The organism is Kitasatospora sp. NPDC114501 (assembly GCF_055633695.1).
Map to the genome: position 1 here is coordinate 59,646 of NZ_JBVKDS010000008.1, position 23,367 is coordinate 83,012.

Here is a 23,367-nt window from a genome sequence, read left to right on the forward strand (position 1 = left end):
AGAATGAGATACTGCCGTCTCCGGAGGAGCTGCCCCGAGCCGAGGAGACCTGTCGACGTGAGCAGCAGGCCGATCCGAGGCGCTGCTCGCCTCGCCGCCATACTCGACGCCCTGCCCGACGCGTTGCTGCTGGTGAACAGCAACGGCACCGTCGTGGACGCCAACAGCGCGGCGGTCCAGGCGTTGCAGGCGCCGGGCACCTCACTGGTCGGCATGGGCGTGCTGGGTCTGCTGCCCGAGTTCGACCCCAGTCGCATCCCCGGCTCGATGCGCCCGGCCACCCGTGACGGCGACGCCCTCGACCGCCCGGTCCGGATGACCGCCCACCGCACCGACGGCACCACCTTCCCCGTCGAGGTCTCCGGCAACGACTTCGCCGACGACGGCGACGGCCGCGGCTACGCGCGCTCCCCGTACGACTCGTACCGCGAGAACTCGCCCTCCTCCTCCGACCTGCTCCTGCTGCTGGTCCGCGACCTCTCCGGCCGGCTCGGCGTCGAGGCCGAACTGCGCCGCCAGCACAAGCAGACCGAGATGATCCTGCGCGCCGCCGCCGAGGGCGTGCTCGGCGTGGACCTCGAAGGCCGCTGCGTGCTGGTCAACCCGGCCGCCGCGCACATCCTGGAGTACCGGGCGAGCGAGCTCGGCGGCCGCGAACTCCACCCGCTGATCCAGCACTCCCGGGCCGACGGCACCCCGCTGGCGCTGGAGGAGTCGGCGCTGCTGGACACCCTGACCTCCGGGCGCAAGCACCGGGTGCGCGGCACCGTGCTGTGGCGCAAGGACGGCCGGCCGGTCACCGTCGACCTCACCACCGCCCCGGTCCGGGACGGCGACCAGCTGGTCGGCGCGGTGATGACCTTCACCGACCGCAGCCGCGAACTCGCCCTGGTGGCCCGCAACGAGCACCTCACCGCCGTCCTGGAGAGCGAGCTGGGCGGCGCGCTGAACGCGCTGAACCAGCGGCTCGACGCGCTCGCCGCCGACCCGGCCGGCCAGCTCTGGCCGGAGGCCAACTGGACGCTGCGCCGACTGGCCGCCGAATGCCGCCGGTTCGGGAAGCTGATCGACGACGTGCTGGACCACCAGCGCTGCGAGGCCGGCGAGAGCGGCGCGGAGGCCAAGGACGGCAAGGAGCCCAAGACCGGCAAGGAAGCCAAGGACGCCACGGACGGCATGGGCGCGCGGAAGGCCGCGCCGCGGGTGCCGGTGGGCCTGGACAAGGTGGTCCGCCGGGCCGTCGAGGAGGCCGGCGAGCTGGTCGGCCCCGGCCGGGTGCGGTTCTCGGTGCACGCCGCCGCGGTCGAGGTGATCGCCGACGAGCGGCGGCTGGCCCAGGCGCTGGCCCACCTGGTCGCCGACGTCAGCGGCGTCGGCGTGGTGCTGGACGCCCCCGCCGCCCCCTCCCCCGGTCTGGCCGTGCCCGGGCTGAACGTCGCCGCCGCGCCCGTGCTGCCGCCCGCCCCCGAACCGCCGACCGTCGTGCTGGCCGCCGCCCAGCGCGGCGAGGTCGCCCGGGTCGAGATCCGCGGCCCCGGAGTCGGCGGCAGCCCCGTCCACCTGCCGATAGCCCGCACGGTGGTCGAGCGCCACGGCGGCGTGCTCCAGCCGCACGAGCTGCCCGGCAAGACCGGCACCACGTACGTCGTCGAGCTGCCGCTGGACCCGGCAGCCGCGAAGGCCGCCGCCGAGCGCGCCGCCGCCGAGGGCCGGTCCGACCGGCCCAAGGAGAGCGACAGCGCCGTCCTGCCCGACCTTCCGGGCATCCCGCAGCTGCCCCGCAGCGGCGGGACCGACGGGCCCGCCGAGGCCGAGGCGGCCGGCGAGCAGCCCGCTCCCGAGGCCGCGGAAGACCCCGCGGCGGAGCAGGCGCCCGCCGAGGAGCCCCCCGCCGAGCGGCGCGGCCGCCGTGGCCGCCCGGCCCCCGAGTCCCCGGCCTCCGGCACCCCCGACACTCCCGGTGTTCCCGGTGCCCCCGACATTTCCGTTGCCCCCGGTGCCCCCGATCTTCCCGCCGACCAGTGGCCGAACGCCCCGGCCCGGGTCGAGCGGACCGTCCCCGAGCAGTGGAACGGCACCGGCAACGACCCCGCGTACGGCCGCCAGGGCCTCGCCGGGCCGGACGGCGCCCAGAGCGACCCGTGGGGCAAGGACGACGGCCGCTCCGGCCCCGCCTACGCCGTGCCCGTCGACGGCGACCGGGCGCAGCCGCCGACCCGCCCCGCCGGGCGAGAGCCGCTCGCCCTCGGTCCGGCCCCCGCGCCCGCCGCCCCGGACGGCACCCCGCCCGGCGGCACCCCGACCGCCGAGAGCGACCAGGAGCACGTCCCGGGCGAGACCAAGCCCCGGCGCCGCCGCGCGCTGCCCACCGCCGAGGACTCCTCCGGCGGCTTCGCCCTGCCCGGAGTGGCCGACGCCCCGGTCTACCCCGGCCTGGAGCACGCCCTGCCGGCCGGCCCCGCGCCCGCGCCGCCCGAGCCGACCGCCGCCGCGCCGACCGGACGCCGCCGCCGACTGGCCGTCCCCCCGGGCCCCGACCCGGACGCCCTGGTGAACGCCTCCGCTCCGGCCGGCCCGTCCGGCCCGGTCGGCCAGACGCAGCCCGCGCCCGGCAGCGCCCTGGCGCCCACCCGGGCCGCGCTGCCCACCGCCGAGGAGCCGTCCGCGCCCCGCCCGGTCGGCACCGGCCTGGGCGAACTGGCCCCGCCGCGCGCCCTCGGCGCCGCGCCGGTGCCCGCCGCCGCGCCGCAGCCGCCCGTACCGGCCGAGGCCGCCCGGATCGCGCCGCGCCCGATCGCCGAGCTCCCGGCCGCCGAGCAGCGGCCCGCCGCCGAGCAGCCGTCGGCCCCGACCGGCGAACTGGCCAACACCCGCCGGCTGCTGGTCTGGCCCGAGCCCGACCCGGCCACCCGGCAGGCCCTCCAGGCGCGCGGCTACCTGCCGGTGATCGTCCGCTCCCGCGAGGAGGTGGACGCCCAGGCCGCCGGCTTCCCGGCCGCCCTCTTCGTCGACCCGCTGACCGGCCCGATCACCCGCACCGCGCTGCAGTCGCTGCGCACCGCGGCGCTCAACCGCCGGGTCCCGGTGCTGGTCACCGCCGGCCTCGGCCAGGCCACCCGGGACGCCGCGTACGGGGCCGACCCGGCCGTGCTGCTGCGCGCCCTCGCCCCGCGCGACGGCGAGCACCACGCCCCGCGGGTCCTGTTGGTCGAGAGCGACCCGGACATCGCCGCCGCCATGATCAGCAGCCTGGAGCGGCGCGGCATGCACGTCGAGCACGCGGTGGACGAGAACGACGCGGTGGCCCGGGCCAGCAGCGTCCAGCCCAACCTGGTGGTGATGGACCTGCTGCAGATCCGCCGCCGGCGGGTCGGCCTGCTGGACTGGCTGCGCGCCAACGACCGGCTGCACCGCACCCCGCTGGTGGTCTACACCTCGGTGGACCTCGACCCGCGCGAACTGCCCCGGCTGCGCACCGGCGAGACGGTGCTGTTCCTCGCCGAGCGCTCGACCAGCGAGGACGTCCAGTCCCGGATCGTCGACCTGCTCGGGCGGATCGGCGCGATGGGCGAGGCGGGCGTCGCCGCCGCGGGCTGACCGCCGGTACGCCGAAGGGCCGGCCGCCCCGTTCCGTACGGGGCGGCCGGCCCTTCTCCTCGATCACGCCTCGACGGTCACTCCTTGCCGAGGACCGTGACGTCCAGCTCCTCCGCCGCGTAGCTGGCCCGGATCACCTTCTTGTCGAACTTGCCGACCGAGGTCTTCGGCACCGACGGCACGATCGACCAGCGCTCCGGCAGCTGCCAGGAGGCGATCCGCTCGCCCAGGAAGGCCCGCAGCTCCTTCAGCCCGACGGTCGCGCCCGGCCGCAGCACCACGGTGGCCAGCGGGCGCTCGCCCCACTTCTCGTCCGGGACGGCGACCACGGCGGCCTCGGCCACGTCGGGGTGCGCCATCAGGGCGTTCTCCAGCTCGACCGAGGAGATCCACTCGCCGCCGGACTTGATGACGTCCTTGGCCCGGTCGGTGAGGGTCAGGTAGCCGTCGGCGGTGATGGTGCCGACGTCGCCGGTGCGCAGCCAGCCGTCCTCGGAGAACTTGTCGTCCGGGCGGACCGGGTCCTGGCCGGCGCCGCCGTAGTACGCCCCGGCGATCCAGGGGCCGCGCACCTCCAGCTCGCCCGCCGAGACGCCGTCGTGCGGCATCCGCTCGCCGCCCGGACCGATCAGCCGGGCCTCGACGGAGGCCGGGAAGACGCCCTGGGTGATCCGGTACGGCCACTCCTGCTCGGGGGTGAGACCGCCCGGCGGCTGGGCGAAGCAGCCGAGCGGGGAGGTCTCGGTCATGCCCCAGGCGTGCAGCACCCGGATGCCGTGGCGCTCCTCGTAGGCCTTCATCAGGGACGGCGGGCAGGCGCTGCCGCCGATGACCACCATGCGCAGGCTGGAGGTGTCGTAGTCGCCCGCGTCGAGCTCGTCGAGCAGGCCGGCCCAGATGGTGGGGACGGCGGCACTGACGGTCGGACGGACGGCGGCGATCATCTCGGCCATCGGCTTGGGCTGGAGGAAACGATCCGGCATCAGCAGGTTGGCGCCGGACATGAAGGCCGCGTGCGGGATGCCCCAGGCCTGGACGTGGAACATCGGCACCACCGGCAGCGCGGTGTCGCGCGGGGTGAAGGCGAAGTTGTCGCCGGTGTTGACCTGGAGGCAGTGCAGGTAGACCGAGCGGTGGCTGTACAGCACGCCCTTCGGGTCCCCGGTGGTGCCGGAGGTGTAGCAGAGCACGGCGGCCTGCCGCTCGTCGATGTCCTGCTGCCACGGGTACTCGGCGGGCCGGCCGGCGATCAGGTCCTCGTAGTCGTGCACGCCGCCCGCGAAGCCGGCCAGCAGCGAGCGGTCGCCGGGGCCGCTCACCACGATGTGCCGGAGGGTCGGCGCGAGGTCCGGGAGGACGGCGGCGAGCAGCGGCAGGACGGAGCCGTTGACGATGATCACGCGGTCGGCGGCGTGGTTGACGATGAACGACAGCTGCTGGGAGGGCAGTCGCAGGTTCAGCGTGTGCAGCACGGCCCCCATCGAGGGGACGGCGAGGTACGCCTCCAGGTGCTCGGTGTTGTTCCACATCAGGGTGGCGACCCGGTCGTCCGCGGTCACCCCCAGCTCGTCGCGCAGCGCGCAGGCCAGCTGCGCGGCCCGCGCGCCGACCTCGGCATAGCTGCGGACGACGGGCCCGGTGCCGTCCCAGGTGGTCACGGTCGACCGCCCGTGGATCGTGGACCCGTGCTCCAGGATTCGGGCGACGGTGAGCGGTACGTCCTGCATCGTGCTGAACACGGGTCCTCCTTGACCTGGCGGCACTTGGCGGCTGCGCCTGCGGCACCTACCGGGCGGTAATGCGCGCCGACGTGCCCGATTGTGCCGCCCCCGCCCCCCGCTGTCAGCATCCCGCCTCCGTTGCACGGATCACGGCTTCGTCCCGGTTCCACCGTCCGCCCGCCGTCTCGACTCCGTCGGCAGCCAGGTGCGCACGTCCGCCGGGACGGCCCGGTACTGGTCGGGGGTGAGGGTCCGGCTCCGCCACACACCGTCCGGGCCGGGCTCGACCACCCGCACCTCGTCCTCGGCGGTGACCGCGGCCCGGCGCCGGTCGGTGAAGATCCACACCTGGCGACCGTCCTCCTGCCACCGGTACTCCGGCTGGTCCTTCCTGCTGTCATAGAGCGTGTCGTCGTACCACAGCACGTCCTTGCGCGTGCCCTCGCCGCTCTTCGACGGCGTGTACGCCCGCACCACCCCGCGCCACCGCCTGCCCCCGTCCGGCCCCGCGCTCTCCTCCACCTCCAGCGCGAACCGGTCGTACGGCGCCCGCACCCAGTAGTCGGGCCTGGCCGCCCCCTCCGCGTGCAGCCGGTTGGTGTACACCGCGGGCGGCCCGTCCGCCCCACCCCCGCACCCGGCCAGCACCATCGCGGCCGCCAGTGCCACGACCAGCGCTCCCCCTCGCCGCCCCATCCGCCGTCCCCTCGTTCGCTCGGCATGGCCCACGGGATGACGGTAGGTCAGTTCCGCCCGGGTAGTCCGCGCGGGAGCGAGGGGGTCAGGGGTGGGTGGGGGTGGCGGGGCGGGTGAGGCGGAGGGAGTTGGTGGGGTCGGGGGTGTAGGCGGGGTCGAGGGTCCAGCCCTGGGCGGCGGCGATGCGGAGGGCCTGGTGGGCGCCGGCGCCGCGGTAGGTGGCGCGCTTGAGGTGGATGCGGTGGACCACGGTGCCGTCGGGGGTGCGGGTGGTGGTGGGGCGGGTGCGGTTGGAGTCGCGCTCGAGGATGCGGCGGATGTGGCGGTCCCAGGCGGCGGGGCTGTTGGTGAACTCGGCGCGGAAGGCGCGCGGGCCGACGGTCCAGCGGGCGCCCCAGCGGTCCCAGTAGTCGGGCTCGGGGCGGCTCACCCAGCAGGTGAGCAGGCCGTACACCGGGGCGTAGACGATCTGGAGAAGGAAGACGAACGGCAGCAGCGGCGCGAAGCGGACCGGCTGCGGGCCCCACGGGGTGCCGGGGGCGGCCGGCGGGTCCTGCGGGGAGGGGGCGTTCAGGGCGGCCGGGGCCGGGAAGTGGCGGGCGAGCCGGACGTGCCCGGCGTCCGTCCCGGACGCCACGCCGTGCCAGCCGCGCGACTCCGCGAGCCGGACCACGCCGGCCGCGCCGAGGCCGCGGTAGAGCCGCAGGGCGAGCCGGACCCCGACCACCCGGCCGAGGTCGGGCTGCACCTCGCCGCCGCCCGCCGCGTACGACGCCTCGGCGGCGGCCATCCGGCGCTCCAGGATCGGGGCGACGTAGCGCTCCCAGTCCTCCGGCCGGCCGGTGAGCTCGGCCCGCAGCCGGCGGGGCGGGATGAAGCTGCGGTTGACCTTCAGCCAGCCGTCGGAGCTGGGGCCTCCCCCGTTGTAGTCCGCGAAGATCAGGACGACGAAGAGGAGCACCAGGCCGAGCACCCAGAGCGGGGCGTAGATCCACTGGAGGAGGAACTGGAGCAGCACCGCGAGGCGGTTGCGGCGCGGTGCCGGGCCGGGGAAGCCGCCGGGGAGGCCCGGTCCGGACACCGGCGGAGCGCCGAACCGGGCAGCTGGGTACGGCGGTTGGGGAGCCGGCGGCTGGGGCTGGTGGGGCTGCTGGGACGGGTACGGCTGCGGGGGCTGCGGGGGCTGGTACGCCTGCGGCGGCGGGGCCGGCTGCGCGTACGGGTTCTGTGCCGCGTACGGGTTCTGCCCGTAGGGCGCCGCCCCGTACGGATTCTGCGGCGGCACGCCGTATCCGCCGGTGCCGCCGTGTCCCTGGCCGTTCGCCATGCCGCTCCCCCCGTGCTTCGATCGGGGGCCACCCTACCGGCGGGGTCTCAGCGGGCGGTGGGGCCGTCCACCTGGTTGCGGTCGACGGTGAGGGTGGCGCCGCCGAAGGTCTCCTCGACGTTGCCGTGGTACTGGTGGACGCGCTGGTGGAAGCTCCAGAGGTCGGGGGCGAGGCCGTCGGTGTCGGCCCGGCCGTCCCAGCGGGCGTACCAGAGCGCGTCGGGCATCGGGGTGCTGCCGGCCCGGGCGGCGGCGGCGAGGTCCGCGATGCCGGAGTCGAGGCTGGAGTAGAAGCCGGAGCGGTAGCCGGCGGCGTGCAGGCCGGCGGTCCAGCCGAGGGTGAAGTCGACCACGGCCTGGCCGCAGGCCGGGTCGCCCATCGGGTAGGCCTCGATGTCCAGGTAGACCGGGCTGCCCTTGGCGAGTCCGAGCGGGCGCAGCGCCCGGGCGGCCTCGCCCGCCTCCTCCCGGCCCTGCTCGGCGGCCTTCGCCGGGTCGATCCGCTCGGGTTTGCGGCTCGGGTCGGCACAGGGCGCCTGCCGTCCGACGTGCACCGGCAGGAACCGCCAGCCCGTCGCCCGCGCCTGGCGCACCCACTCGGCGGTGAGCCTCGGCTGGGCGCAGCCGCGCTGGGAGCCGCTGGTGTAGATGCCGACCGCCCCGTACGGGGAGGTGCCGCGCCAGGCCTTCAGGGTGTCGAGCGGCGGTGCGGTGCAGGCGTCGAAGGCGGGGCCGCTCCAGGTGTCGCGGGCCCGGGGCGGGCCGGGCCGGTCGGGCAGCGTGACGGCCCGGATGCGCGGGGTGGCGGTGGCGGCCGGGGCGGCGGCCGCGGCGTTCGCGCCCGGCCCGTCGGTGGCCAGCAGGAGCACGAGGGCGGCTGCGAGGAGGGAGGCGGGGCGGAGATGGCGCATCCCGCCTTGATACTGACGGTCCGTCGGGCGACTGCGGCAACCACGCCGCAGCGCCCTCGCGAGTCCACCCTTTCGGACGCACCCGTCCGTATCCGTCCCGATTTTTGTAACGAGCTTGCCGGTTCATCACTCCTTACGGCAAACTCACGAACATGCCCACCTCCCATACCAGCGAAACCCCCTCCGTCTCGTCGTCGGCCGCCGCCGTCGCCGAGGCCCTGGCCATGCCGCCCGCCCCCAAGGGCGAGCCTGCCGGTGAGCGGGGAAGCTGGCGACGAGGTGGGGCGTCCGGCTCCGCGGCGCCACCTGAAGGCCGGCCCGGTCGGCCCACCGGCCGGTTCGGCAAGGTCCTGCGGCGCCCGGAGAGGATCCCGGCGCCGCTTCTCTGTCTGACCGCGATGTTCCTGGTGCAGACCGGCATCGCACTGTCCAAGCCGCTGTTCGGTCCGCTCGGCGTCAGCGGCACGACCTTCCTGCGGCTCGGCTTCGCCGCGGTCATCCTGCTCGCCGTCACCCGGCCGAAGCTCCGCGGCAAGCGCCCGCGCGACCTCGCCGCGGCCGCGCTGCTGGGCATGGCCTCGGCCGGGATGACCTTCCTGTTCGCCGGGGCGATCGACCGGCTGCCGATGGGCACCGCCGCGACCATCGAGTTCCTCGGCCCGCTCGCGGTCGCCCTGGTCTTCGCGCGGCGCGCCAGCCACCTGCTCTGGGCGCTGCTCGCGGCCGCGGGCGTGGTGCTGCTGACCCTGCTCGGCGAGGGGGACGGCGGCGGGTCGCTCGACCCGGTCGGCCTGCTGTACGCCTTCGGGGCGGCGGCCTGCTACGCCGCGTACATCCTGTTCACCGACAAGGTCGGCGCGGCCTTCCAGGGGTTCCAGGGCCTGGCGGTGTCGATGACGGTCGGCGCGCTGACGCTGGCGCCGTTCGGGCTCGGCCAGGCCTGGGACGGGCTGACCGCGCCCGGCGCCTCGCCGCTCGCGCTGCTCGCCGCCGTCGCCGGGGTGTCGCTGCTGCTGCCGGTGATCCCGTACGCGCTGGAGATGACCGCGCTGCGACGGATGCCGCAGCGGGTGTTCAGCGTGCTGGTCAGCCTGGAGCCGGCGGTCAGCGCGCTGGTCGGGCTGGTGGTGCTGGGCCAGCTGCTGGGTCTGCCGCAGCTGGCCGGGATCGGCTGCGTGGTCGCGGCCAGCGTGGGCGCCACGCTGACCGGGCGGCGGTAGCCGCGCGGGCCCGCGCGGCACCACGGCTTACGGCTCACATTACGGCTTGACCGTGTCACGCCTCACGGCCAGAGCAGGGTGCGCGACCACTCCGGGGAGCTGACCGGGCCGGTGCGGGTGTAGCGCAGCCGGATGTGCCGGCGCTGGGCGTCGCCCTGCCAGAACTCCACCTCGTGCGCCCACAGGGTGTAGACCGCGTGCCCGGGTGCGACCGCGTCCGGGTGCGCCTCCAGTCGGCGGCGGGCGACCGCCACCGCCTCGTCGTACTCGTCGAACGAGCCCAGCGGCTCGCTCTGCCGCCCGACCAGCGCGCCGACCCGGGCGGCGGGCGAGCGGGTGGCGAACTCGGCGGCGGCGACCACGTCGGCGGCCTGCTCGACGGCGCCGCGCACCCGGACCTGGCGGCCCAGCTGCGGCCAGTAGACGGTCAGCGCGGCGGCCGGGTGGTCGGCGAGCTGACGGCCCTTGGGGCTGTCGGCGTCCGCGGAGAAGTTCCAGCCGGTGCCGGCCGCGTCGACGTCCCGCAGCACCAGCACCCGGGCGTCCGGCATGCCGTCGGCGTCGACGGTGGAGAGGGTGAAGGCCTGCGGGTCCAGCACCCCGGCGTGCAGCGCGGTGGCGAGCCAGTCCACGAACAGCGGGCCGGGCTCGGCGGGGGCGGCCTCGGGGTCGAAGGACGGCAGCGGGCGGGCCATCGGCGGGCGGCCGAGCAGCAGTTCGGGGACGGACCGGGGACCGGACCGGCGCTCGCGGACCGGCTCGGCCGGCGGCTCCGGGCGCGCCTCCGCCGACGGCGGCCCGGACTCCGACCGGGGCTCCGGTGCAGGCCTGGTCCCGTCCGGGCCGGTCAGGCCCTCCTCCTCCGCCGCCATCGCGCGCCCTTCCTTCCGATTGCCGCGGTCGCCGCCCCGGCCGGGCCGGTCCTTCCGGGCCCGGGCACGTGGGTGCGCTGTCAGAGCGCAACCGTACCGCCGTACACCGACGGCTCCGGGCGCGGGCCCTCGGTGGACGGATCCGGGGACACCGATCCGGGGACACGGCTCCGGGGACGGAGTGGCCGGGCGGGGGAATCCGGGTGGACGGGCGGATCGCCCGGTGGTCGGCGCGGAACCCGGGCCCACCACCGGGGGATCCGGCGCCGGACACGCCCGTTGGGCGGTGCCGATGGCGGCACCGCCCAACGAGGCCGGTTTCGCGGTGACCCTTTCCGCCTACCGGTCGAATGCGCTGTTCCCTCCGGTGTGATGCGTCGGTACCCCGGTGTCCGTTCCGGCCGTCGCGATCCGCTCCGGGCCCTTCCGCGACTGCTCAGCTCACCCGCGGCCATCCACGTCCGGCGCCCCCGCCTTTCGTGGTGGTGTGGTGCCCGGTGCCGTCACCCGGCCGTGCGGTCGGTCAGTTGAAGGTCGGAGCGAAGACGACGTTGATGTTCTTGCTGTCCTGGCCTGTCTGGACGTTGCCCGCGTTGTCCTTCACCGCGAGGGTGTTGGCCTGGTTGGAGGCACCGGAGCCGGTGGCGGTCTGCTGGGTGGAGACGTGGTTGCCGTCGACCCCGCCGAACACGTTGCCGGTGCCGGAGTCGGAGACCACACCGGCGTTGGACGGGGACTCGGCGCCCGCGCCCTCGTCGGCGGCGGCAGCACCGGCACCGACCAGCAGCAGACCGGCCGCGAGTGGGCCGGCGAGGAGGAGTCCGGCCAATCGGCGGGTGTGGATGCGTGCCATGGATGCCTCCAGGGAGCTTCTTTTCGGGCAACGGTCGATCAAGGTGTGCAAGGTTCGCCGGCCAGACGAACACCTGCGGGCTGCGACGCCGGAAGACAGCCTTCCGCAACAAATCGACAAAGCGCCAGCTCGCACGGCGCATTTCGCCCGTTTGCGTGATCTCCGTTCGAGCCGCGCATGACGGCCCGGAAAGCGGTCAGTGCGCAAGCTCACCCTGGTTGAGCTGGGGTTTCGTCCGGGCGGCCGCCGACCAGGGCGCCCCGGAGGGCGGCGCAACGGCGTCACACGATCCACTGGGCGCACCACCCCGGCGCGTGCGAACTGCGAACACGCCTCGAAAAAGTTCGATCACCCTTCCATGTCGACTTTTCCGGCCATTCGCAGAGAGTTGGAAAAATCAGATCATCTTGCCGGGATTCAGGATTCCCAGCGGATCGAAGACCGCTTTCAACCGCCGCTGGAGGTCCAACGCGACCGGGCCCAGCTCACGGGCCAGCCAGTCCCGCTTCAGCAGCCCCACCCCGTGCTCCCCGGTGATCGTGCCGCCCAGTTCCAGCCCGAGCGCCATGATCTCGTCGAAGGAGCGCTGGGCGCGGGCCGTCTGCTCCTCGTCCGCCGCGTCGAAGATGACGATCGGGTGGGTGTTGCCGTCCCCGGCGTGGCTGACCACCCCGATGGTCAGCCCGTGCCGCTCGGCGATCACCGCGACGCCGTTCAGCATCTCCGCCAGCCGCGAGCGCGGCACCGCCACGTCGTCGATCATCGTGGTGCCCAGCCGGTCCAGCGCGGGCAGCGCCATCCGCCGGGCGGCCAGCAGCAGATCGGACTCCGCCTGGTCCTCGGCCGGCACCACCCCGGTCGCCCCCGCCTCCCGGCACAGCCGCGCGACCCGTGCCAGCTCGGCCGCCCGGTCCGGTCCGTCGAAGGCCACCAGCAGCAGCGCCTGGGTGGACTCCGGCAGACCCATCCGCCCCAACTCGTTGACGGCCCGCACCGAGACCGCGTCCATCAGCTCCATCAGCGACGGGGTCAGCCCGCGCGCCATCACCTCGCAGACCGCCGCCCCCGCCGTGTCCGCGCTCGGGAACTCCGCCGCCAGCGCCAGCTGCGGAGCCGGCGCCGGCCGCAGTGCCAGCACCGCCCGGACCACCACGCCGAGCGTCCCCTCCGAACCGACGAACACCCTGGTCAGGTCGTACCCGGCCACGCCCTTCGCCGTCCGGCGGCCGGTGGACAGCAGCCGTCCGTCCGCCAGCACCACGTCCAGCCCGAGCACGTACTCGCTGGTGACGCCGTACTTCACGCAGCAGAGCCCGCCCGCGCCGGTGCCGATGTTGCCGCCGATCGTGCAGGACTCCCAGCTGGACGGGTCAGGCGGGTACGAGAGGCCCAACGCCTCTACCGCACGGGAGAGTTCGGCGTTCACCACGCCGGGCTCGACCACCGCGATCCGGTTCACCGGGTCGATCTCCAGGATCCGGTTCAGCTTCACCAGCGACAGCACGACGCAGCCGTCCACCGCGTTCGCCGCACCCGACAGCCCGGTCCGGGCGCCCTGCGGCACCACGGGGACGCGCAGCTCGGTCGCGGTGCGCAGCACGTGCTGCACCTGCTCGACCGTCTCCGGGAACACCACCACCGCGGGCTGCCCGGCCGCACAGAAGCCCGCCATGTCGCGGCGGTACGCGGCGGTCACGTCCGGGTCCACCACGACGGCCCCGTCCGGGAGGCCCTTCGCCAGTCGGTCCGTCAGATCACTCATCGCCGCCTCCGCTCGCCACCCCGCCGCCTCCACCTCCGCACTCTGCCCGGACGGCCGGGGCCGGGCAAGTGGGCCCCGGGGCGGACGGGCAGGAAGGGGAGACACCGCCGGGGCGGACGGACCGGGGCGCTGCCGCACAGGCGGGGTGCCCGGATGGGCTCAGGCCCGGCGGAGGGTCGGGGTGGCCAGGGCGGTGAGGCCGGCGGCGGCGGTGGCGAGCGCGCAGAGGAGGGTGGGCAGGGTGGCGCCCGCCGTGTCCGCGAGCAGGCCCAGCAGGGCGTTCGAGAGCACCAGCGCCAGGCTCTGGACCAGCGTCAACAGGGCCTGGACCCGCGAGAGATGGGTCGACGGCGCACCGGTCAGCACCAGCGGACCGAGGTGGCAGGCGAAGAGCCCCGAGCCGAGGCCCGTCACCGCACTGCCGGCCACCGCCGCCACCGGTCCCGCGGCCAGCGCCAGCAGCGCGGTCCCCGCGGACGCCGTACAGAGCCCGACCGCCGCCCCGACCCCGGCCCGGGGCAGCGCACCGCGCCGGGCGACCAGGCCGGCCACCACCAGCACCCCGGCCGCCTGCCCGGCGCTGACCAGTCCCGCCGTCCCGGCCGTCCAGCCGTGGAACCGGGCGAGCAGCGGGCCGAGCAGCGACACCACCGGCAGCAGCGCCCCGGCCGCAGCGCCGGTGAGCAGCAGCGCGGCCCGCAGCAGCGGGTCGGCGAGGGCGAGCCGGACGCCGGAGGCCGCCTCGCGCAGCAGGCCGGCCGACGGGGCGGACGGGCCGTCCTCCCGGGGCCGCACCCGCAGCAGGACCAGCAGCACGACCCCGAAGCTCACCGCGTCCGCCAGCGCCGCGCCGGACAGCCCGCCGGCCGCGACCAGCAGGCCGCCCAGCGGCGCCCCGAGCAGGACGGCGCTCTGCCCGCCGGCCTGCCGCAGGGCGAGCGCCCGGGGCAGCCGGTCGGCGGGCACCAGCCGACGCGGCATCGAACCGCTCGCCGGGAGGTGGAAGGCGTCGACCGTACCGATCACGGCCGCCGCCGCGACCAGCAGCCACAGCGGCGTCCCCCGGTCGGCCGCCACCAGCGCCAGCGCGAGGGTGGCGGCCAGCATCACCGCGTCCCCGACGAGCATCACCCGCCGGGCGCCGAACCGGTCCGCGACCGCGCCGCCCAGCAGGACCAGCGCGGTGCGCGGCACCGTGACCGCCGTCAGGACCAGCCCGGCCGCGCCGCCGCCGTGCGCGGAGGCGGCCCAGCCGAGGGCGAAGTACAGCGCGGCGTCGCCCAGCAGTCCGGCCTGGACGCCGGCCAGCCAGCACAGGTACGTCCGGGGCAGCGCCGCCGGGATCGGGGCGCCGGAGCCGGTGGTGGCGGCGGAGGCGGTGTTGGTGCCGGAACCGGTAGTGGTGCCGGAGCCGGTGGTGGCGGTCGTCATGCCGGGCGACGCTAGGGCCCTCGACCCGGTCGAGGGCAAACGCGGCTACCGCCGGGCCACCGGCTCCTGGAGCTCGGTGACCCACCCCGCCGGGTCGTCCGGGCACTCCAGGTACAGCTCCCGGGCGTAGCCGGCCGAGCGGTAGCCGTTCTCATCGATGAAGCGGGCCAACTCCTGAACGGTGCCCAGCACTTCGTCCATCGGGCCGCGGTGCACGATGGTCGCCGCCGCCTCGATCGGCGGCAGGTCGAGCACCTCGAAGTCGTGCGCGCCCGGCCGCACCGACGGTCCGACCGGGACGGCGGCCAGCACCAGCACCGAGCCACCGCCCTCCGGCGCGTCCCGGTAGTGGGCGACGGACGGGCCGGTCGCCTCGATCCCGGCCGCGGCCAGCCTCCGGCACAGCTCGGCGAACAGCGGCCCGATCACCAGTCCGATGTCCTCCGGTTCGTAACTCGCGGCCACACCGGCCAGTTGGGCCACCCGGACGGGCGGCACCGGCTTCACCACGACATCGTGCGCGGACATGGTCCCCTCGCTCTCGATCGTCCGGAGCCTTGCCTCCACCCGGGCCAGCCGCAGCTCGTCGGCCGCGATCGCCTCGGCCAGCTGGGCCCGCCGCAGCCGTAACATCCCGCGCAGTTCGGCCACGTCCACCCGCTCGTCCAGGACGTCCCGGACCTGCTGGAGGGTGAAGCCGAGCTCCTTGAGCGCGATCACCCGGTTGAGCCGGGCGAGTTGGGACGCCTCGTAGAAGCGGTACCCGCTGACCGGGTCCACCCGGGCGGGCCGCAGCAGCCCGATCGCGTCGTAGTGGCGCAGCATCCGCACCGACACCCGGCCGTGGCTGGCGAAGTCTCCGATGTTCAACATGGTGCGACCACTCCACCCCCTGCCACCGTGTCAGGGTCAACCCCGGCCGCCCACCGCCCCCGGGAAACACCGAGGGCGGGTGCCGAACGATCTCGGCACCCGCCCTGAGCAGGTGGTTCCCTACCGGCGGAGAGCGTGGGATTCGAACCCACGGTACGGGGTCACCGCACGACAGTTTTCAAGACTGTTCCCTTAGGCCGCTCGGGCAGCTCTCCAGGCGGAGGTCAGCCTAACGGGTCCGGCGGGGTTCGGCGCACACGTTTGGGCGCGGGCCGGGCTCACGGCTGGTCGCCGACTCGTTCGGCCAGCGTGACCTTGGTGTTGAAGGTCTGGCCGTTGCGGGTGTACTCGACGTCGACGATCTCGCCGGGCTTGTGCGTCCAGATCCGGCTGACCAGGGCGGGGCCGTTGTCGATCGGGACGCCGCCGAGCTTGGTGATGACGTCGCCCGGCTTGAGGCCGGCCTTGTCGGCCGCGCCGCCGGGGGTGACGGCGGGCTGGCCCTGGATGTCCTTGGTCTGGATCTGCGCGCCGTCGCCCTTGTAGTCGTCGTTGCGCAGCACGTCGAGCTTGGCGTAGACCGGCTTGCCGGTCTTGATCAGGGTGTCCGCGACCCACTTGGCCTGGTTGATCGGGATGGCGAAGCCCAGGCCGATGCTGCCGGCCCGGCCGTTGGACGAGGCGTTGGACTGGATCGCCGAGTTGATGCCGATCACCGCGCCGCCGGAGTCGAGCAGCGGGCCGCCGGAGTTGCCGGGGTTGATCGAGGCGTCGGTCTGGAGGGCGTTCATGTACGAGGCCTGCGAGCCGGTCTCGTCGCCGGAGGCCACCGGGCGGTCCTTGGCGCTGACGATGCCGCTGGTGACGGTGGACTCCAGGCCGTACGGCGCGCCGATCGCGACGGTGGCGTCGCCGACGTTGACCTTGTCGGAGTCGGCCAGCGGCAGCGGGGCCAGCTTGCTCTTGGGCGGGTTGTCGATCTTGATCACGGCGACGTCGTAGCCCTCGGCGTGACCCAGCACGGAGGCACCGTAGGAGCTGCCGTCGGCGAACTTGACGGTCAGTTTGCCGCCGCTGAGGGTCGGCGCGACCACGTGGTTGTTGGTGAGGATGTGGCCCTCGGTGTCGAAGACGAAGCCGGTGCCGGTGCCCGACTCGCCGTTGCCCTGCGCCTTGATGGTGACGACGCTGGGCAGCGCCTTCTGCGCGATGGCGGCGATCGAGCCGGGGGCGGGCTCGTTCTTCTGGGTGTCGCTGGCCTGGACGGTGGTGCTGCGGTGGTCGTTCGCGGAGCTGCTGCTGTCGGAGCCGTTGACGGCGGTCACGCCGAGCACGCCGCCGGCCACACCGGCGACCAGCGCGACGGCCGCCATCAGCGCGACCAGGGCGCCGCGCTTCTTGCGCGGGCCGCCGGGGCCGCCCGGACCGCCGGGGTAGTCCGCCGGGTAGCCGAGCGGGCCCGCCGGGCCGCCGGGGTAGCCCGCGCCGCCGGAGGTGGAGTCGTGGGCGGGTCCCCAGCCGCCGAGCGGCTGGCCGGCCCCGAAGGGGTGGTGGCCGTGCGCGGCGGGGGCGGCGGGCACGGCCGGGGCGGCGCCGTACCCCTCGTGCGGACCGGCGGCGGGGACGCCGTGGGTCGGGGTGGCGTACGGGTTGCCGGCCGGCGGCAGGGCCGGGGCGGCGGGCGCGGCGGCCGGGGCCGCCGGAGTCTGCGGGGCGGGCGGCAGGACGGGCGGCGGCGCGTCGATGTAGCCGGTGGCCGGGTCGACGGCCGGCTCCTCGGCGGCGGCCACGGCGGGGGCCTCCGGCGCGGGCACCTTGGTGAAGGCGACGGTGGGCTTGTGACCGCCCTCCGCCGGAACACCCGGCGCCTGGACCCCCTCGGCCGGCACGGCGTCGGCGGGCGGAGCCGCCTCGACGGCAGCGGCCTCGGCCGCGCCCGCCTCCGGCACCCGCCGGAAGGCCATGGTCGGCTTGTGCCCGCCCTGAGCGGGGCCCTCGGAAGCGGACTCGGCCGCCTCCAGGCCGGCGGGCTGCTCCCCCTGCGGCCCGGTGGGCCCAACCTCGCGCTCGGTGCTCACGGACGACCTCCATAGCTGGCAGAACCAAGGACCATAGTTTTTCGCATTGTCGATTCGTTTGCCGTAAGGACCCCTCTGAAGAACTCATAAGAATCCTTAGCCGGCACCGACACCGGCACGGACACCGGCACCAGCATCGACGCCGGACCGGCACCAGCACCGACGGCCGAGGCTCCCCTCCCCCGCCGGGCGTCCCGCGATGCGGTCCGCACGCCCTCGGCCTTGGGTGTTCGCCCCCGTGCCGGTTAGCCTGTCGCTCCAAACTGACACGCGGGAGCTTGGACCCACCAGGCTGAGAGTGCGCATGTCGACCGTACGCCACGCGAGTGACGGCCGTTCGAGGGGGCGCTGACCGCCGGAACCTGTCCGGGTAATGCCGGCGTAGGGAGTATCGGCCATGCCGCCTGCTTCGCCATCCTCTTCTTCGGGCGCGAACGCCCCCGCTCCCGGTCCGAACACCTCGGCTCCGGGCGCGACCGCCGTCCTGGAGCACCCCGACCACGTCGAAGCGCCCCTGGTCCTGGACACCGAGCCGCCGCGCACGCTGCGCTTCCGGGACCACTTCGCGCTCTGGATGAACCTGGGCGTCAGCCTGATCGGTTTCTCCACCGCCGCCACCGTGCTCGGCGCCCCCGGCAGCGAGCTGTCGCTGGCCGCCGCGGTGACCGCGATCACGGTCGGTACGGCGGTCGGCACCGCGATGCTCGGCGTGGCCTCGCTGATCGGCGCCCGGACCGGCGCCCCCGCGATGGCGAACCTGCGCGGGCTGTTCGGCACCCGGCTGTCCTACCTGCCGACGGTGCTGAACATCGTCCAGTGCATCGGCTGGGGCGTGTTCGAGCTGCTGACCATCTCGGCGGGCGCCCAGACCGTCGCGCACACCACCGGCTACCGCTGGCTGTTCGTCCTGCTCGCGGGCGCGCTGACCACCGCGCTGACCATCTGGCCGCTGGGCTCGATCGCGGTGCTGCGCCGCTTCGTCGCCGGGGCGGTCGCGGTGGCGATGGTGTACCTCACCGTCCAGCTGGGCCGCCAGGGCGTGCCGGACCCGGGCGCGGGCAACTGGCACGGCTTCCTGGGCGCCACCGACGCGATGATCGCGGTGTCGGCCTCCTTCGTCCCGCTGGCCGCCGACTACACCCGGCACTCGCGCACCCCGCGCTCGGCGTTCTGGGGAAGCTTCTCCGGCTACACGGTCGCCCAGGTCTGGTGCTACGTGCTCGGCCTGATGGCGCTGCTCCAGTCGGACGGCGACCCGAACCGGATCTTCGACTCCTTCCTCGGGGTCTGGGCCGGCTGGCTGTTCCTGCTGGTGCTGGTGCTGCGCGAGACCGACCAGTCCTTCGCCAACGTGTACTCGACCGCGATGTCGGTGCAGAACCTGCTGCCGAAGGTGGACCGCCGGGTGCTCTCCGGGGCGATCGGCGCGCTGACCACCGTGCTGGCGCTGCGGATCGACGAGTTCACGGACACCTACTACGGCTTCCTCGGGCTGATCGGCTCGGTGTTCGTGCCGCTGCTGGCGGTGCTCGCGGTGGACTACTTCCTCGGCGCCGGCCGGCGCGGCTGGAACCTCTCCGCCGACGCGCCGTCCCGCTGGCTGATGCTGCTGCCGTGGGTGCTGGGCTTCGCGGTCTACCAGTTCATCGCGCCGACCAACGTGGCCGGCTGGTGGACGGACTTCTGGACCTCCGCCCGGGAGGCGCTGCACTTCAGCCCGCAGGAGTGGACCTCGGCCTCGCTGTTCGCCTTCGTGGTGCCGGCGCTGGTCACCTGGGCGCTCACCCCGCTCGGCCGCCGCACCGCCGGGCGCTGAGAGAAGCCGGGCCTGACGCCGGGAGAAACCGGGCCGGGCGCTGAGGGAACCGGGCCCGGCACCGGGAACGACCGGCGAAGCGGCGGACGAAGACGGCCCCACAGGTTGGGACCGTCTTCGTCCGCGCTTCACCTGCGCCACCTATCGTTGGGCCTGTGACCAGCCCAGACCTGTCCTCGACGGCGGCGCGCACCGTGCCGCCCGTCCAGGTGATCGCCCACCGCGGTTCCTCCCACGCCCTGCCCGAGCACACCCTCGCGGCCTACCGGCGCGCGCTCGACGAGGGCGCGGACGCACTGGAGTGCGACGTCCGGGTCACCGCCGACGGCGCGCTGGTCTGCGTGCACGACCGCCGGATCGGCCGGGTCTCCGACGGCCGGGGCACCGTCTCGGCCATGACCCTCGCCGAGCTGGAGGCGTACGACTTCGGCGCCTGGAAGACCGGCCGCCCCAGCACCGACCCGGAGCTGCGCGGCGTGCTGCGGCTGGAGCGGCTGCTGGAGCTGGTGGTGGAGTGCGGCCGCCCGGTGGACCTGGCGATCGAGACCAAGCACCCGGTGCGCTTCCGCGGCCGGGTGGAGACCGAGCTGCTGCGGACGCTGGAGCGCTTCAAGATCGGCGCGACCCGGGACGGCGACCGCCCGTCCGCCCGGATCATGAGCTTCTCCTCGGTCGCGCTGAGCCGGGTGGCCGCCACCGCGCCGGAGTACCGGCGGGTCTTCCTGTTCGAGCGGACCGTGCCGCTGCTCGGACGGCTGCGCCCGGGCTCGCCGCTGCCGGGCGGGGCGCGGATCGCCGGACCGGGCATCGAGCTGGTGCGGGCCCGCCCGCAGCTGGTGACCCGGCTGCGCGAGCTGGGGCACGAGGTGCACGTGTGGACGGTGGACGAGCCGGCCGACGTCGAGCTCTGCCTGGAGCTCGGGGTGTCCGCGATCATCACCAACCGGCCCGCGGAGGTGTTGTCGCAGCTCGGCCGGTGATCCGCCGACGCACTGATCGCCGTACCCCGCCGATCCGATCACTCTGGTCGGCAGTCAAACCTTCCTCGCACGAAATTGCCGGAATTCTTGCACCCGGGCGACGCAGGGTGAGCGCGGAATGACCTGAGGTCGACCGTCGGGCGTCCTGTCCGAAATGGGCCCGCAGGATCGTCCGGTGCTCGTTTCCGACGCATTACCAAGGGGCATCTCTCCCTCGGCATACGCTGAAGGAGGTCCGGGGGTGGCGTTGATGGTGGCGCGTGAAGTGCCGACTTCATCGACCATGGCAGTGCCGCACGGCCCAGCGAGTGTCGGGGTCGCACGGCGCCGACTGCGTCGAGATCTGGGTGACCGGCAGGTACCGGAACCGGTCATCGATGATGCTGTTCTGATCCTTTCCGAGCTGTTGAGCAACGCCTGTCGGTACGCCCGCCCGCTCGGCCCGCTGTCGGCCCTGGGCCGCAGCGCCCGGGCCGAGGTACTCGGGAAGGTGCTGGTCGGCGTCCCGTCCGGGCCGCACTCCGCGCAGGGCGGCCGGAGGCCCGCCGAGGGCTCGGACGAGCCGGACGGCGGGGTGCTGGTCCGCTGGCAGATGCACGCCGACGGGGTGCTCACCCTGGAGGTCACGGACGGCGGGGCGGCCACCCGGCCGCTGCCCGCGAGTCCCTCGCTGACCTCGCGCGGCGGCCGCGGCCTGAGCATCGTCGACCAGCTGGCCAGCGACTGGGGCGTGCGCGACGCCCCCGGCGAGGTCACGGTCTGGGCGGCGCTGCCCGCCCGGGCCCGGCACGCCCGGCGCACCGGGGGCGATGCCCGTAGCGCGTGAGCCGGGCCGGGGGAATGTGTCGTTAGGCTTCCCGGGACACAGGACCACCGTTCCCGGGAGAGCCGCAGCATGGGCAAGAAGGCCGCCAAGAAGGCGCCGCAGCGCCAGTCCACCACCGCCGTCACGGGTGAGGTCCCCGTGGTCGGGGCCCGCGAGGACTGCCCCTGCGGCTCGGGCCGCCGGTACAAGGCCTGTCACGGCCGGGAGGCCTCGCACGCCGTGCAGGAGCTGGTGCACCGCCCGTTCGAGGGCCTGCCGGGCGAGGCCGACTGGGTGGCGCTGCGCGAGCTGGTGCCCGCCGCCACGGCGCCGCTGACGCTGGCCGCCGGGGTGGCCGGGGGCGCGACCGGTGACGTCCCGTCGGTGACCCTGGCCACCGTGCTGCCGCTGGCCTGGCCGGCCCTGCGCCGCCAGGACGGCTCGATCCTGCTCGGCCTGCAGACCCAGTCCGCCTCCGGCGACCTCAGCCGCGACCTCGCGGACGCCCTGGAGCTGGCGCTGGCCACCGAGCCGGGCAGCCCGGTGCCGGCCCGCCGGACCGTCCCGGGCGGGCGCCGGCTCCAGGACCTGCTGGACACCACCGCGGCGTTCACGCCGACCGTGCACACCGGCTTCGAGTTCTGGCTGGAGGACGCCGAGGCCGCCACCGGCGAGGTCGCCGCCTCCCTGGAGCGCGCCAACGCCTCGGCCATCCCGACCGAGAAGCTCGCCGGCGTGGACGCCGCCTACTGGTGCGGCACCCCGGACAAGAACCACCTGCGCTGGGTGATGACCGTGCCCGAGGAGCAGCTGCTGGACGCGCTGGCCCGGCTGAACGCGGCCGGCGAGGCCTCGCTCGGCACGGACACCCGCCTGGTGGGCTCCTTCCGCGCGCACGGCCTGACCGTCCCGGTGTGGGACCTGCCGCTGGCGATGACCGCCGCCGACTGCGAGAAGCCGGCCGCCGAGTTCGCCGAGCGGCTCGCCGCGGTGCTCGCCGACGCGACCCCGCTGAGCGCCGAAGAGCGGCGCGCCCGCGCCAACCTGGTGAACCGTCAGGTCACCCTGAACTAAAGCGCGCGGGATCCGCGTGATACGCGTCACATTGTCGCGGTGAACGCGCAATTTCCGGGCGTGGAGGGCGTCTTGGAAATTGGCGCGGGCGCAGATCCTTGTTACTGTCTAAAGAGTCCGGCCGCTGGTGCATCCCCCGTCGCCAGCGGTCGGATCTTTTGTTTTTCCGGGGCGCCCCGGTGAACGGCTCCGGCCTCCGCCCCGTTCCGGTGATCCTCAGTAGGCCGAACGTCCGCGATCGAGCCGGACCGTCGCCTCCACCAACTCCCCCAGCAGCGGCCCGACCTGCGGCAGCCAGACCCCGCCGCCGACGCCCGGTCGCGGGGCCATCACCCAGCGCACCCGCCCGGTGGCGCCGCCGGGCGGCAGCGGCAGGAACCCGCCCGCCCCGTGGTAGCGCAACGATCCCGGCACCCACGGCAGTTGGGCGAGCATCTCGCCGAGCACGTCCAGCGAGTACGGGGCCACCAGCAGCGCGTAGCGTCCCGGCATCGCCAGCACCGGCCCGAGCGGCAGCCGCAGCGCGCCCAGGTAGACCAGCGCCCGGGCGCCGGCCGCCGCGGGCAGGCTGACCGCCGAGACCGTGGAGCCGGTGGCGGCCAGCACCGGCGCGTCCGGGCTCTGCCGCTCCCACCACCAGCGCACCATCCGGGCGTCCGTGGTGGCGGCCAGCAGCGAGGGGTCGTGCGGGTGCGCGCCGGGGACGGTGCAGTCCGGGTCGCCGCAGGAGCAGCGGCCGTCGCGCAGCACGGCGCCCGGCACCACGGGCCAGCGGTGGTCGACGGCGGCCGCCAGGGCCGCGGTCAGCCGGGCGGAACGCTCCTCCGACCGGTCCTTCGGGTTCTCACGCATGGCGCTCGTTCCTTTCCCTGACCGCTCGGTTCGCTCCGCTCCGCCGGCGTCCGTCGGGATCCTCCGTGCGGGCCCGCCGCGGCGGGCCCCGGACTGCGCGAAGCGGGGCGGGCGGCAGGACGGGCGGCGCGGCTACGACGTGGAGCAGGTGTGGAGCACGACATGAAAGGGCCGAACACCGGCCCAGCCCTTGGAACGAGAATCCCGTACGCGACCGGATGGACGCCGCCCGGGCGCGCTTGGTTCCACCGTACGAGTGAGAGAGTTCCGGCCGGCGCGGCTCGCGGGCGGCACGGACATACGATCCGGACGGCCGCCCGGTCCGTCCTCCCGGTTCTGCCCGTTCACGGCCCGCTCCATGCCTCGCGCCCACCCGGCGCGTGCACGGATCCCGCACGCCCCCCGACCGGATCGTGAGCGATGTCGAAACGGCCACCACGTCGTCCTGGATCTGGACATGCCCCGAATGGCCTGTGTAGAAGTGGTGGCATTGCTGTCG

At 74.9% G+C, this 23,367-nt stretch carries 17 protein-coding genes, 1 tRNA gene and 1 riboswitch; of the genes, 6 read left to right on the forward strand and 12 right to left on the reverse strand.

Annotated features, from left to right (window positions below):
- Positions 1-57: 57 nt before the first annotated feature.
- A complete protein-coding gene (locus ACZ7RU_RS16405) occupies positions 58-3,597 on the forward strand; it encodes a hybrid sensor histidine kinase/response regulator (RefSeq protein ID WP_470341626.1) in 3,540 nt (1,179 codons plus the stop codon).
- A gap of 77 nt (positions 3,598-3,674) precedes the next feature.
- Here the strand turns inward: ACZ7RU_RS16405 and ACZ7RU_RS16410 are convergent, their stop codons facing one another.
- The 4 genes from ACZ7RU_RS16410 to ACZ7RU_RS16425 form a co-directional block, all read right to left on the reverse strand.
- Positions 3,675-5,336, reverse strand: coding sequence for a long-chain fatty acid--CoA ligase (locus ACZ7RU_RS16410; RefSeq protein WP_470341627.1), 1,662 nt, complete (start codon positions 5,334-5,336; stop codon positions 3,675-3,677).
- A 129-nt stretch (positions 5,337-5,465) separates the two neighbouring features.
- The gene (locus ACZ7RU_RS16415; protein ID WP_470341628.1) at positions 5,466-5,987 is read right to left on the reverse strand and encodes a hypothetical protein; all 522 of its coding nucleotides are present in this window, start codon (positions 5,985-5,987) and stop codon (positions 5,466-5,468) included.
- 112 nt (positions 5,988-6,099) lie between these two features.
- A complete protein-coding gene (locus ACZ7RU_RS16420) occupies positions 6,100-7,341 on the reverse strand; it encodes a hypothetical protein (protein ID WP_470341629.1) in 1,242 nt (413 codons plus the stop codon).
- A 47-nt stretch (positions 7,342-7,388) separates the two neighbouring features.
- Positions 7,389-8,252 (reverse strand): glycoside hydrolase domain-containing protein, encoded by an 864-nt coding sequence (locus ACZ7RU_RS16425; RefSeq protein ID WP_470341630.1) that lies wholly within the window; start codon positions 8,250-8,252, stop codon positions 7,389-7,391.
- A gap of 152 nt (positions 8,253-8,404) precedes the next feature.
- Here ACZ7RU_RS16425 and ACZ7RU_RS16430 point away from each other — a divergent pair, with 152 nt between their 5' ends.
- Positions 8,405-9,472: an EamA family transporter gene (locus ACZ7RU_RS16430; protein ID WP_470341631.1), complete on the forward strand. Its 1,068-nt coding sequence runs from the start codon at positions 8,405-8,407 to the stop codon at positions 9,470-9,472.
- 62 nt (positions 9,473-9,534) lie between these two features.
- Here the strand turns inward: ACZ7RU_RS16430 and ACZ7RU_RS16435 are convergent, their stop codons facing one another.
- The 7 genes from ACZ7RU_RS16435 to ACZ7RU_RS16465 form a co-directional block, all read right to left on the reverse strand.
- Complete coding sequence (locus ACZ7RU_RS16435) at positions 9,535-10,344, reverse strand: pyridoxine/pyridoxamine 5'-phosphate oxidase (protein ID WP_470341632.1); 810 nt, start codon at positions 10,342-10,344, stop codon at positions 9,535-9,537.
- A gap of 523 nt (positions 10,345-10,867) precedes the next feature.
- Positions 10,868-11,197, reverse strand: coding sequence for a hypothetical protein (locus ACZ7RU_RS16440; RefSeq protein WP_470341633.1), 330 nt, complete (start codon positions 11,195-11,197; stop codon positions 10,868-10,870).
- A gap of 397 nt (positions 11,198-11,594) precedes the next feature.
- On the reverse strand, positions 11,595-12,959 hold the full coding sequence (locus ACZ7RU_RS16445) for an FAD-binding oxidoreductase (protein ID WP_470341634.1): 1,365 nt from the start codon (positions 12,957-12,959) through the stop codon (positions 11,595-11,597).
- A 159-nt stretch (positions 12,960-13,118) separates the two neighbouring features.
- Positions 13,119-14,390: an MFS transporter gene (locus tag ACZ7RU_RS16450; RefSeq protein WP_470341635.1), complete on the reverse strand. Its 1,272-nt coding sequence runs from the start codon at positions 14,388-14,390 to the stop codon at positions 13,119-13,121.
- 45 nt (positions 14,391-14,435) lie between these two features.
- Positions 14,436-15,263 carry a MerR family transcriptional regulator gene (locus ACZ7RU_RS16455; RefSeq protein WP_470341636.1) on the reverse strand — a complete coding sequence of 276 codons (828 nt, stop codon included), beginning with the start codon at positions 15,261-15,263 and terminating at the stop codon, positions 14,436-14,438.
- A 127-nt stretch (positions 15,264-15,390) separates the two neighbouring features.
- Positions 15,391-15,478: transfer RNA gene (locus ACZ7RU_RS16460), tRNA-Ser, on the reverse strand.
- A gap of 63 nt (positions 15,479-15,541) precedes the next feature.
- The gene (locus ACZ7RU_RS16465; protein WP_470341637.1) at positions 15,542-17,341 is read right to left on the reverse strand and encodes a S1C family serine protease; all 1,800 of its coding nucleotides are present in this window, start codon (positions 17,339-17,341) and stop codon (positions 15,542-15,544) included.
- A gap of 260 nt (positions 17,342-17,601) precedes the next feature.
- A riboswitch (TPP riboswitch) is annotated at positions 17,602-17,746 on the forward strand.
- On the opposite strand from ACZ7RU_RS16465, the gene ACZ7RU_RS16470 reads away from it, so the two are divergent.
- The 4 genes from ACZ7RU_RS16470 (at position 17,739) to ACZ7RU_RS16485 (ending at position 22,016) form a co-directional block, all read left to right on the forward strand.
- Entirely contained in the window at positions 17,739-19,157 is a 1,419-nt protein-coding gene (locus tag ACZ7RU_RS16470) for a purine-cytosine permease family protein (RefSeq protein ID WP_470341638.1), read from the forward strand. (Overlaps the previous riboswitch by 8 nt.)
- Positions 19,158-19,312: 155 nt before the next feature.
- Complete coding sequence (locus tag ACZ7RU_RS16475) at positions 19,313-20,137, forward strand: glycerophosphodiester phosphodiesterase (protein WP_470341639.1); 825 nt, start codon at positions 19,313-19,315, stop codon at positions 20,135-20,137.
- A 250-nt stretch (positions 20,138-20,387) separates the two neighbouring features.
- Positions 20,388-20,963, forward strand: a complete 576-nt coding sequence (locus ACZ7RU_RS16480; RefSeq protein WP_470341869.1) for an ATP-binding protein — start codon at positions 20,388-20,390, stop codon at positions 20,961-20,963.
- A 69-nt stretch (positions 20,964-21,032) separates the two neighbouring features.
- Positions 21,033-22,016 carry a DUF5926 family protein gene (locus ACZ7RU_RS16485; RefSeq protein WP_470341640.1) on the forward strand — a complete coding sequence of 328 codons (984 nt, stop codon included), beginning with the start codon at positions 21,033-21,035 and terminating at the stop codon, positions 22,014-22,016.
- Between the two features lie 216 nt (positions 22,017-22,232).
- Here ACZ7RU_RS16485 and ACZ7RU_RS16490 read toward each other — a convergent pair whose 3' ends face one another.
- Positions 22,233-22,868 (reverse strand): bifunctional DNA primase/polymerase, encoded by a 636-nt coding sequence (locus ACZ7RU_RS16490; protein WP_470341641.1) that lies wholly within the window; start codon positions 22,866-22,868, stop codon positions 22,233-22,235.
- Positions 22,869-23,367: the final 499 nt, after the last annotated feature.